Origin of the sequence: Kocuria sp. SM24M-10, assembly GCF_001027955.1 — a bacterium.
Lineage (GTDB): Bacteria > Actinomycetota > Actinomycetes > Actinomycetales > Micrococcaceae > Kocuria > Kocuria oceani.
The window spans coordinates 1-10,778 of the sequence record NZ_LDNX01000044.1 but is presented as its reverse complement, the minus strand read 5'-3'; the positions used below and the strand labels follow the sequence as shown (position 1 = coordinate 10,778).

Below are 10,778 nucleotides of genomic sequence, written 5' to 3'. Positions count from 1 at the left end.
GGGCCCGGGACGCTGGGTGCGATCAGATGCGGTCGCGGCGATCGCGGTCGGTGAGGCCGGTGCCGCGCTCGGCGTCGGTCTCGACCTCGACCTGCTCCTTGCGGACGTCGGCGTCGACGCGCTCGGTGTCGCGGACGGTCTCCTTCTCGATCCCGACCTTCTCGACGCCCACGGTCTCCTTGGCGACGACGGGGCGCTCCTCGTGGAGGGTCACCTCGACGTCGTCCTCGCCGATGGTGCCGGTGGTGGCCTCGGTGCCGCTGAGCGGAGTGCGCTCGACCCGGACCTCCTCGCGCTCGACGGGGACATCGACGGTCTCGTGCTCGGTCACCACGTACTTGCGCAGGCGGGCGCGGCCGGTCTCCTGCTGCTCCTTGCCGACGTGCAGCTGCTCCTCGTGGCGGACCACACCGGTGTCGTCACGGTCGGTCAGGTCACGATCACGGTCGGGCAGGTCACGATCACGGTCCGTGAGGTCACGGTCGGTGACGCTGCGGTCCACGTCGGCGATCCCGGCGGTGCTGTTGCGGTCGGTGGCGTCGCGGTCGACCTCGGCGTAGCCGGCGGTGCCCCCGCCGGGCACGGCGTTGCGGTCGGTGTCGAGCGTGTCGCCGGCGTCACGGCCGGTGGTGCCGGTGCCGGTGTAGTCGGTCGTGGCGTAGTCCGTCCGGGTGTCGCGGTCGCCGCCGGTGCCGGAGTAGTTCATCTTGTAGTAGCGGTAGATCTCCTCCTCCTCGGCCGGGGAGAGGTGCTGGTCCGCGTCCACGTTCGGGGCGTCCTTGACCACACCCTTGGCGTAGGGGAGCACGAGGCGGTCGCCGTCCTGCCGGGCGCCCTCGACCGGGACGAAGCTCTCCTTGGTGCCGAACAGACCGGTGTTGACGGTCACGAAGGTGACCTCCTCGGTGTTGTCGTCCAGGAAGACCTGCTCGACCTTGCCGATCTTGTCACCGTCCGAGTCGTAGGCGGTGGCCGAGAGCAGTGCGTTGACGTCGTACGTAGCCATGAGAACTCCTTCTCTTGATCTGCTGGAGAACAGGCACCCGGTAGGGGCCCGCCGCGGACGAACCCCGCCGGGGGGCGGGGTGCAGCTCATCCGCTGTTATTAGTAACCATACTGGCTATCAGCCCGCTGGCCAATGGATTCTCCCAGAGTGAAACTGCTGGATCCGCGTCGGCCTCCGGCGCATGATGCCCCGGCCCCGGTCCCCCCACCGGTCCGCCCACCGGTCCGCTCACCGGGCGGGGGCGCGGACCGATGGGCGGACCGGGGCGCGGACGGCCGCCGGGGTCGCCGGGTCGGCGAGGTCCCAGGCCTGCTCCGCGCTGAGGCTGATCCCGCGGGGGCCGGTGCGCCGGATGCGCCCGCGCACCAGCAGCAGCCGCGTGCCGAACAGGTGCTGCCCCGAGCGCTCCTGGGCGTCGGGGAAGAACGCGCAGTCCACCGCGCCCGTGCCGTCGTCGAGACTGACGAAGACCACCCGCCGGCCGCTGCGCATGGGCGGGGTCATGGTCGAGACCCGAACCCCCGCCACGAGCACCTCGGAGCGGTTGCGCAGTTCCAGCAGCCGCTCGGCGGGCACGACCCCCAGCTCCCGCAGCAGGGGCGCCCAGCTGTCCAGGAGGTGCGCCGAGACGTCGACCGCGAGCAGGTCCAGCTCGGCGCGCACCTTCTCCTCGACGGTGGGCTCGGGCCGCTCCGCGGGCAGGCCCCGCAGCTCCAGGTCCCCCAGGTCCAGGGCCAGCTGCCCCTGGACCTCCCGGCTCCCGGGGTCCCGGGGCGGGCGGGCGCTGTCCGCCCGGACGCGCAGGGCGTGCACCAGGTCGGCGCGGGAGGCGGTCCCCCCGGAGCGGCGCAGCAGGCCGTCGAAGGCGCCGACGGCGGCGAGGCGCTCGAGGGTGCGCCGAGCGGGGCGGGCCCGCTGCCGCAGGTCCGCGAGGGAGGCGTAGGGCTGCCCGGCCACGATCCGGCGCACCTCGGCCTGCGAGACCCCGTGGATGCCCGTCAGGGCCAGGCGCACCCCCAGGCGCCCGGGGTCCTCCGTCAGCCGCTCCACCCGGTAGTGCTCGTCGGAGCGGTTGACGTCCACCGGCAGGACCGGGATGCCCATCCGCCGCGCCTCCCCCACGAGCAGGCGCTTGGGGTACATCCCGGGGTCGTGCTCCCAGAGCCCGGCCAGGAAGGCCTCCGGGTGGTGGGCCTTCAGCCACGCGGACTGGTAGGTGGGCACCGCGAAGGCCGCCCCGTGGGCCTTGCAGAAGCCGAACGAGCCGAAGGCCGCCAGGATCCCCCACACCCGGTCCACGACGTCCAGCGGGTACTCCTGCTCCCGGGCCCGCTCCCGGAAGTACGTCTCCACCTCGAGCTGCCGGTCGGAGCCGAGCAGGCGGCGCAGCTCGTCGGCCCGGGCGAGACCGCAGCCGGTGAAGGCGTGGAGGATGCGCAGGACCTGCTCGTGGAAGACGGTCACCCCGTGGGTCTCCGCGAGGATCGGGTCGAGGCGCGGGTGGACGGAGGCGGGCCGCGACCAGCCGTGGCGGTGCTCCAGATAGGGCCGGACCATGTCCGAGTGCATGGGGCCGGGACGGAAGAGGGAGATGTCCACGATGAGGTCGCCGAAGCTCGTCGGCGCCATCTTGCCGATGAGCTCGCGCTGGCCCGGGGACTCGATCTGGAAGCAGCCCAGGGTGTGGGTCGAGCGGATGAGCTCGAACGTGGCCTCGTCGTCGACGGGGACGGACTCCAGGTCCAGGCGGGGCCGTCCCGGGTGGATGCGGGCCACCTCCTCGACGGCGTGGGCGAGGGCGGACTGCATCCGCACGCCGAGGACGTCGAGCTTGAGCATGCCCATGGGGTCCATGTCGTGCTTGTCGAACTGGCTCATCGGCATCCCGGCCCCGCCGGTCTGCACCGGGGTGCGGTCCAGGAGGGAGCAATCCCCCAGGATCACCCCGCACGGGTGCATGGAGATGTGCCGGGGCAGGCGGTCCAGGCGCTCAGTGAGGTCCACGAGCAGGTCCAGCTGCTTCTCCCGGGACACCTGCTCGGCGAACTCCCGCAGCTCCGGCTGGCGGGCGAGGGTCTCGCGCAGGGTCGAGGCCGGCAGGTGCCACAGCTGCTTGGCCACCGTGTCCACGGTCTCGGGGTCCAGCCCGAGCGCCAGCCCCGCGTCCCGGACGGCGCCGCGGGCCCGGTAGGCGTTCTGCATGCTCATGAGGCTCACCCGCTCCGCGCCGAAGCGGTCGAAGATCTTCCGGTAGACGCGGTGGCGCTGGGCGGACTCGACGTCGATGTCGATGTCCGGCAGGGTCGAGCGGTGGGGCGAGAGGAAGCGCTCGAAGAGCAGGTCGTGCTCCAGGGGGTCCACCTGGGAGACGTCGAGCAGGTAGTTGACGAGCGAGGAGACCCCGGAGCCGCGGGCGGCGTGCCGGACGCCCACCGCCCCGATCATCGCCGAGACCTCGGCCACGGTGAGGAAGTAGGAGGCGAAGCCCAGCTCCCCGATCACCCCCAGCTCCCGGTCCAGCCGGGACCGCACCGCCGGGCTCGCCCGGCGGCCCGGGTAGCGCCGCGCCAGACCGTCCTCGCAGCGGGCCCGCAGCTCCGCGGGCGCCGGGCGCCGCAGGCCCAGCACGGAGGCCTCGGGCACCACCGGGCGGCCCCACCCGCAGTCGGCCACCGGGTCCAGGCGGCTGCGGTCGGCGATCCGCTGGGTGCCCGCCAGCAGGGCCGTGGCGCCCGCGGTCCCGAGGTCGGCGGCCCGGGCGATCTCCGCGGCCAGCGAGCGCATCTGCCGGGTGGACTTGAGCCAGCCCTGGCCGTTGGGCTGCAGCGGCTCCGCCGGGGGCGCCCTCCGGTCGGCGGCCCCGCTGCCGGGCGGACCGGCCCGACCGAGGGCCTCGAGCGGGGTGAGGGCGCGGGCGGCGTCGAGGACGTCGGCGGTCGCCGCCTCGGCGGGGGTGGCGTAGCGCACCGCGTTGGTCAGCACGGGGGTCAGCCCCGCCTCGGCGGCGGCGCGCAGCAGCCGGGCCGCGTGGGAGGTGCTGCACGCGGTGCCGGGGGCGGCCAGGTGGGTGACCACCTCCACGGCGAGCGCCTCCGCCGGCAGCCGGGCCCGCCAGCGGGCCAGGGCGGCGCGGCCGGCGCGGTAGCGGCGGGCGGCGAGCGCCTGACCGACGTCGGAGGCCGGCCCGAGCAGCACGGTCAGCAGGGGGCCGGTGCGCCCGGGGCGGACGGCGTGGGCGGCGATCTGGTCCGGGTCCACCCCGGCCGGGACGCCGCCGGCGTGGGCGGCGGAGACGAGCCGGCACAGGGCGGCGTAGCCGGCGCCGGCGGTCCCGCCGGCGGCGAGGACCAGCACGCGGCCGAGGACGCGCTCGCGTCCGGGGCCGTACAGGGCGAGGTCGGCGCCCAGGACGGGGTCGATGCCGTGCTCCCGGCACGCGTCCAGGTGCTTGACCGCGCCGTAGAGGCCGTCCCGGTCGGTGCAGGCGAGCACCTCCGCGCCGTCCGCGGCGGCCGCGGCGACGAGGGCGGAGGGCCGGCTCACCCCGTAGTGGGCGCTGAAGGCGGTGGCGACGTGCAGGTGCGGAAAGCTCACACCGGTATTCGAATATGTGTTCGAACTTAAGTCAATTGCAAACGCCGGGGCGGGTCACGCAGCGGCGAACTGGGGCAGCACGGCGTCCCCGAAGGCGTCGAGGAAGGCCGCCTGCTCCTGCCCCACGTGGTGCAGGTGGATCTCGTCGAAGCCGAGCTCGGCGTACTCGTGCAGCCACTGCGCGTGCCGGCCGAGGTCGGCGGAGACGTTGACCGCCCCGGCGATCTGCTCGTCCCCGACGTCCTGCTGGACCGCCTTGCGCTGGTAGTCCTGCGGGGAGGCGAGCTCGGCCATGGTGACGGGGTCGAAGACGTTGGTGCGCCACTGCTCGAAGGCGATGGCCCGGGCCTGCTCCGGGGAGGGCGCCCAGCTCAGGTGCACCTGCAGCGCGGCCCGCCCGGTGCCGCCGGCCTCGCGCCACGTCCCGAGCATCCGCCGCAGGTCCTCGAGGGGCTGGTTGACGGTGATGAACCCGTCGGCCACGGGGGCGAAGCGGCGGACGGTGGCCGGGGTGAGGGCGGCCACCAGCAGCGGCGGCGCGACCTCCGGGGGGTCCCAGACCCGGGCACGGTCGGCGTGCAGCGGTGCGCGGCGGCTGACCTCCTCCCCGGCGTGCAGACGGCGGACGACGTCGAAGCTCGCCTCGAGGAACTGCTGGCGCTGCTCCTTTCCCGGCCACTCGGGGCTGACCGGGCGCTCGTTGAGCCGCTGCCCGCTGCCCAGGGCGGCCCAGAGCCGGCCGGGGAACATGCGGGCGAGCGTGGCCGTGGCCTGGGCGGTGACCACGGGGTGGTAGCGCCGGCCCGGGGCGTGCACGAACCCGAACGGCAGGGCCGTGGTGGCCAGCGCCGCGCCCAGCCAGGACAGGGCGAAGCCGGAGTGGCCCTGACGCGGGGACCACGGCTCCAGGTGGTCGGAGCACATGGCGGCGCCGAAGCCGGCCTGCTCGGCGTGCCGGACGTCGCGCAGCAGCTGCTCGGGCGGGATCTGCTCGTGGGAGGCGTGGAAGCCGATGGTCGCCATGGGGCCCTCCGGTCGGGGTCGGGTCGGGATGGGTGGCGTCGGCCGGCCCGGTCGGCCGGGCCGGGTCGGGAGGCCCGGGTCAGGAGGTCCGGACCAGGAGCTCCTCGGCGGGGGTGCAGACGTTGCGCAGCTGCCCGATGCCCTCGATCTCGGTGACGACCTCCTGGCCGTCGCGCAGCCAGATCCGGCGGGGCTTCTTGGCCAGGCCCACCCCGGCGGGGGTGCCGCAGGCCACGAGGTCCCCGGGCTCGAGGGTCAGGAACCGGCTGAGGTACTCGACCAGCGCCACGGCGGAGAAGATCATCCGGTCGGTGCGGGAGTCCTGGTGGAGCACGCCGTCGACGCTGCAGCGCACGGCCAGCCCCGCCTCGGGGTCGACCTCGTCCGGGGTCACGACCACGGGGCCCACCGGGGTGGTGCGGTCGAAGTTCTTGCCCTGGAACCACTCGGAGGTCCGGCCCTGCCAGTCCCGCACGGAGATGTCGTTCATGATCGTGTACCCGGCGACGGCGGCGCGGGCCTGCTCCGGCGTGGCGTGGCGCAGGGGCGAGCCGATCACCGCGGTCAGCTCGGCCTCCCAGTCGATCTTCTCGGACTCCTCCGGCATGGCGATGGGGTCGGTGGGGCCGATGAGCGCGGTGGCGTACTTCGCGAAGATCGTGGGGTGCTCCGGGATCTCCTGGCCCACCTCCTCCGCGTGGTCGTAGTAGTTGAGCCCCGCGCACAGGATCTTGCCGGGGCGCAGCACGGGCGTCGCCAGCTCCTCCGGGGCGGGCGCGGGACCCGGCTCCCCGGCCGGCCGCAGGTCGCCCCCGGCGAGGAGGGCCCCGACGTCGGGGACGGGCAGGTAGACGGTCTCCCCCGCCTCCTGGCGGAAGGCCTGGGTGGTGCCGTTCCGTCGCACGGTGCCGAGTCTCACGGGTGCCGCCTTTCTGTGCCGCGGATGCTGCGCCTCCGGGCTCCCCCGCGCGCGGCGGGCGGGCCCTGCCCTCCGATCCTATGCGCCCGGGGCGCGGTGGCCGGCGCCCCTAGGCGCAGCGCACCACCTGGGCCCCCGAGGCGCTGGTGGCCGCCAGCAGCCGCCAGCGACCGGTGTCGAGGGTGTGGACGAGCTCGAGGGTCAGCAGCTCCGAGCGGACGGTGAGCTGGACCTGGACCCGCCACATCTGCTGGTCCACCGCCCCGATCCCGCGGTCCTTGGGCAGCCGGGCGTCCTCGGCCCACCACGCCCGGCGCTCGTACCAGCGCACGGGGTCCTGCGCCACCCGGTAGCCCCGTCCGCGCCAGCGCACGGTCACCGGCACGCCGCCGGCGTCGCAGTCCACCTCGACGCCCTCCGTCAGAAAGCCCACGACGGCCCCTCCCCTCCTCGGTCCCGGCGCCCGCCGCGCGGCGCGCCCTGTCCCCTGGAAGCTAGAACACCTGTACGACAGGCTAACCCTCGGCATGGTCCTGGCGGAACACGTGTTCCCCATCGGCGGCCGCGTCCGCACGGGCCGGCCGCCGCCCTGCCCCGCGCCCGGGGAGCGCCGGGGCAGCACCGAGGGAGCACCGGGGGAGCCACCGGGGAAGCATGGACAAGACCAGCGAAATGGATACGCTGAAAGCACGGAGGGCTTGCCCCGCGAGACCCCCCGGGTCGTCCCCTGTCCCCTCGCCCGACCCACGCCGGATCACCCGGCGCCGACATCACGGAGGCCTCCATGACCGGAACCATCACGCTGATCGCCCACACGGCGGAGAACACCAGGACTCCTGCCGTGTCCCTGCGTCCGGCCACCCCGGAGGACGCCGAGAGCCTCGCCCAGCTCTACTACTCCTCCTACGAGCAGGGCGGGGTCTCCAGCCTCGAGGAGGCGCGCACGGTGATCCGGGGCGTCTTCGACGGCGAGTACGGGCCCTTCCTGCCCGAGGCCTCGCCGGTGGTGGTGGACGACGACGGGACCGTCGTGGCCGCGGCCCTGGTCCTGGCCCGGCGCGTCGGCGACGACCTGCCCGACACCCCCTACATCTTCGAGCTGTTCACGGCGGCCTCCCGCCGCCGGCAGGGCCTGGCCGAGCAGCTGGTGCGCTGCGCCATGAGCACCCTCTACGACAACGGCTACGACCAGGTGAGCCTGCGCATCGCGGAGGACAACGCGGCGGCGCTCGCGCTGTACCTGACGCTCGACTTCAACCGCTGGGTCCCCGAGACGGACTACGTCTGAGCCGCGGCGGAGCCGGGCTCACAGGGTGAGGTCCTCCCGGACCGGGGGGTCGGCCGCGACGTCCACGAAACGGGCCCAGTGCAGGCGCACGGCCACGAGCCGGGTGCTGTCCTTGCCCGTGGCGCCCGGGTGACGGGACTCCAGCAGCTCGCCGGCGTCCTGCGCCGCGGGGCCCTCGAGCACCGCGGCGCGCCCCTCGACCTGGAACTCCTGGCCGTCCCCCGAGACCACCACGAGGGAGACCCGGGGGTCGGCCCGCAGGTTCGCGTACTTGCGGCTGCGCTCGTTCGTGCCGAAGACCAGCCGCCCGTCCTCGTGGGCCGTGAGGTTGATCCACGCGGACTCGGGGCAGCCGGTGCCGCTGTTGGTCGCCACGACCCCGCCGCCGTGGGTCCGCACGAAGTCGCGGATCCGGCGGAGGGCCTCCCCGGCGCTCAGAACAGGCTCCGCTGCGGGAGGACGAGCTCCGGGGAGTTGTTGCGCACGTTGCCGACGGCCGGGTCCACCGGGTCCAGCACCCACCGGGCGGCCGTCCGGTGCGCCTCGGCCCGGACCAGGTCCACCAGCTGCGGGGCGTCGTCCTCCCCCGGGCGCAGCCAGTCGTCGACGTGCTCGGGGGCCAGCGGGATCGGCATCCGGTCGTGCAGCTCGTGCAGCTCGCCCAGCACGGGGTGCTCGGCGGAGGGCTCCGGGGAGTCGGTGGTGAGGATCGAGCAGGACAGCAGCCACGTGCTGCCCCCGCCGTCCCGGCCGGGCTGCAGGGCCGCCGAGTGCAGCTCCGCGCCCTCGGGCACCCGCCACCACTCGTAGACCCCGGCGAACCAGATGGTCTCCTCCGGGTCGGCCGGGTGGACGTAGTAGGGCTGCTTGCGCCCGCCCTTGCCGGGGCCCGGCTCGCGCTTCCACTCGTAGTAGCCGTTGGCGGGGACCGCGCACCGGCGGGCGCGGACCGCCTTGCGGAAGGACGGCTTCTCCAGGACGGTCTCCGACCGGGCGTTGAACATCTTCGACCCGACCGCGGGGTCCTTGGCCCAGCCCGGGACCAGTCCCCAGCGGGCCACGTGCAGCTCGCGCACCAGCTCCCCGCCGTCGTCCCGGCCGTCCCCGCCCGCCAGGCGCTCCAGGACGATCGGCACGTCGGTGGTCGGGGCGGTGTTCCAGTTGGCCCGCAGCCGCTCGGAGTCGGCCTCGCCGAGGCTCTCGTCCGGGACGGCCCCGGTCTCGGCCACGAGGTCGCCCACGGCCCGGGCGATGACGTAGCGTCCGCACATCTGCTGCCTCCTCGGTCTGCCCGGCCCGCGGCCGGGGCTCAGTCGGTGAGCGGCCCGTACCCCAGGTACTCGGAGTACATGCCGTACACCTTGCGGATCCCGCGCTCGACGTCGGCCACGGTGGTGCCCGGGCGCAGGTCGTCCACGGCCCCCGCGGTCGCGGGGTCCCACTCCAGGTCCAGGGCGGCGTAGACGTCGGTGAGCACCGAGCGGATGGGCTCGGACTGCTCGACCACCAGCACGGTGCTGAAGTACCAGGCGCCCGCGACCACCCGCTGGGCGGTGCCGGCCAGCTTCACCTTCCGGCCCGGGGCCGACGACGACGCCGGGTGCGTCCCGTGCACACTGTGCTCCCCGGCGCAGTACTCGCCGGGGATCTCCCCGACGTCGGCCTCGACCTCGAGCTCCTCCAGGGCCGCCACGAGCATGTCCCCGAACAGGCGGTAGCGGTCCTGGATGCCCGTGGTCGGGTCCTCGGCCGCCTCCAGGTGGTCCACGATCAGGCACCCGCCGTGGTAGGCCGCCGCGCGCCCGCCCACCCGCCGGACCAGGGGCTCGAAGCCGCTCTCCCGGGCGGCCCGGGCGGCGTCGGCGAAGCCCGGGCGCAGCTCGTCCCGGCGGCCGAAGGCGACCGTGGGCGCCGGTTCGTAGAGGCGCAGCACGGGACCGCTGCGGCGGACGTCGGCGAGGAGGGTCATGGCGCTCTCGTAGTCCTGCTGGGCGCCCAGGGACTCGCGCTGGCGGAGTAGTTTCATGCTGGGCCCCAGTCTAGTCGCGGGTCAGCGCGCGGCGATGCCGCTGGCGCGGAACCACTGCCCCAGGGCCACCGCACTGACCTCGACCTTCTCGGCCCACGCGAGCGCGGCCTCGTCGGCGGCGTCGGAGACGTGCTTGACCATCCGCAGCCGCACGCCCAGGTGCCGGCAGGCCACCGCGATCGCCCAGCCCTCCATGTCCACGAGGTCGGCCCGGGCGGCCAGGGCGTCCCGGGCGGGCCCGCCGGCCACGAACGAGTCCCCGGTGGCGAGGACCGGGCCTTCGCCGCCGAGCTCGATGATGTTGTCCACGGGGATCCCGGCCGCGCGCAGCAGCTGCTCGTCCACGTCCCGGTTGATGATCCGGGAGGGCTCGTGCACCCCGTGCAGCCCGTCCCGCAGCGCTCCGGCGCTGCCGATGTTGAGCACCGTCAGCTCCGCCCGCCGCGCGGGGTCCGGGCAGCGGGTGAGCACCGCCTCGGTGGTGTGCACCGCCGCCGCCGACATCCCGACGCCGGTCAGGACCAGGTCGATGTCGTCCGGGAAGTACTTGGTCTCCAGCGGGTGGGCGGCGAGCACGAGCAGTTTCTGCACCCGCCCACTCTAGCCGCCCCCCACGCGCCCTCGCCCGCCCTCACCCACCCTGGCATCCCCCCCATGTACCCACGTACCCATGTACCCACGTACCCACGTGCCCACGTGCCCCCGCGCACCCCGCCGCCGGTACCGGGTCCCCCCTCCCCACCGGTCCGCACCGCCGAGTCCCCCATGTCCTCGCAAGTCCCCCCGTCCGATCGGGGGGACTTGCGAGGACATGGGGGACTCGGCACAACGGGATGGGCCACCAAGGGGTCCGGCGGGGCGGAGCGCCGCAGCCGGGCGGGGTGCCGGGGGGGGGGGGCGGCGCCGCGGCGTTCAGTG

The 10,778-nt window shown here is 74.6% G+C and carries 10 protein-coding genes; 1 reads left to right on the top strand and 9 read right to left on the bottom strand.

Annotated elements, in window-relative coordinates; translation table 11 throughout:
- Positions 1-22: 22 nt before the first annotated feature.
- The 5 genes from ABL57_RS05190 to ABL57_RS05170 form a co-directional block, all read right to left on the bottom strand.
- The gene (locus ABL57_RS05190) at positions 23-1,006 is read right to left on the bottom strand and encodes a DUF2382 domain-containing protein (RefSeq protein WP_047802389.1); all 984 of its coding nucleotides are present in this window, start codon (positions 1,004-1,006) and stop codon (positions 23-25) included.
- A 229-nt stretch (positions 1,007-1,235) separates the two neighbouring features.
- Positions 1,236-4,601 (bottom strand): DNA polymerase III subunit alpha, encoded by a 3,366-nt coding sequence (locus ABL57_RS05185; RefSeq protein WP_047802388.1) that lies wholly within the window; start codon positions 4,599-4,601, stop codon positions 1,236-1,238.
- A 54-nt stretch (positions 4,602-4,655) separates the two neighbouring features.
- The gene (locus ABL57_RS05180; protein WP_047802387.1) at positions 4,656-5,624 is read right to left on the bottom strand and encodes a TIGR03885 family FMN-dependent LLM class oxidoreductase; all 969 of its coding nucleotides are present in this window, start codon (positions 5,622-5,624) and stop codon (positions 4,656-4,658) included.
- A gap of 79 nt (positions 5,625-5,703) precedes the next feature.
- Positions 5,704-6,543 carry a fumarylacetoacetate hydrolase family protein gene (locus ABL57_RS05175; protein WP_047802386.1) on the bottom strand — a complete coding sequence of 280 codons (840 nt, stop codon included), beginning with the start codon at positions 6,541-6,543 and terminating at the stop codon, positions 5,704-5,706.
- A gap of 109 nt (positions 6,544-6,652) precedes the next feature.
- On the bottom strand, positions 6,653-6,976 hold the full coding sequence (locus ABL57_RS05170; RefSeq protein WP_047802385.1) for a DUF6504 family protein: 324 nt from the start codon (positions 6,974-6,976) through the stop codon (positions 6,653-6,655).
- A gap of 351 nt (positions 6,977-7,327) precedes the next feature.
- On the opposite strand from ABL57_RS05170, the gene ABL57_RS05165 reads away from it, so the two are divergent.
- On the top strand, positions 7,328-7,831 hold the full coding sequence (locus ABL57_RS05165; protein ID WP_047802384.1) for a GNAT family N-acetyltransferase: 504 nt from the start codon (positions 7,328-7,330) through the stop codon (positions 7,829-7,831).
- A gap of 18 nt (positions 7,832-7,849) precedes the next feature.
- On the opposite strand, the gene ABL57_RS05160 is transcribed toward ABL57_RS05165, so the two are convergent.
- From ABL57_RS05160 to ABL57_RS05145, 4 genes are read right to left on the bottom strand one after another with little or no spacing between them, the layout of a single operon-like run.
- Positions 7,850-8,242 carry a pyridoxamine 5'-phosphate oxidase family protein gene (locus ABL57_RS05160; RefSeq protein ID WP_047802390.1) on the bottom strand — a complete coding sequence of 131 codons (393 nt, stop codon included), beginning with the start codon at positions 8,240-8,242 and terminating at the stop codon, positions 7,850-7,852.
- A gap of 23 nt (positions 8,243-8,265) precedes the next feature.
- A complete protein-coding gene (locus ABL57_RS05155; RefSeq protein WP_047802383.1) occupies positions 8,266-9,102 on the bottom strand; it encodes an SOS response-associated peptidase in 837 nt (278 codons plus the stop codon).
- Positions 9,103-9,140: 38 nt separating this feature from the next.
- On the bottom strand, positions 9,141-9,857 hold the full coding sequence (locus tag ABL57_RS05150) for a lipoate--protein ligase family protein (protein ID WP_047802382.1): 717 nt from the start codon (positions 9,855-9,857) through the stop codon (positions 9,141-9,143).
- 24 nt (positions 9,858-9,881) lie between these two features.
- Positions 9,882-10,451, bottom strand: coding sequence for a nucleosidase (locus ABL57_RS05145; RefSeq protein WP_047802381.1), 570 nt, complete (start codon positions 10,449-10,451; stop codon positions 9,882-9,884).
- Between the last annotated feature and the right edge of the window lie 327 nt (positions 10,452-10,778).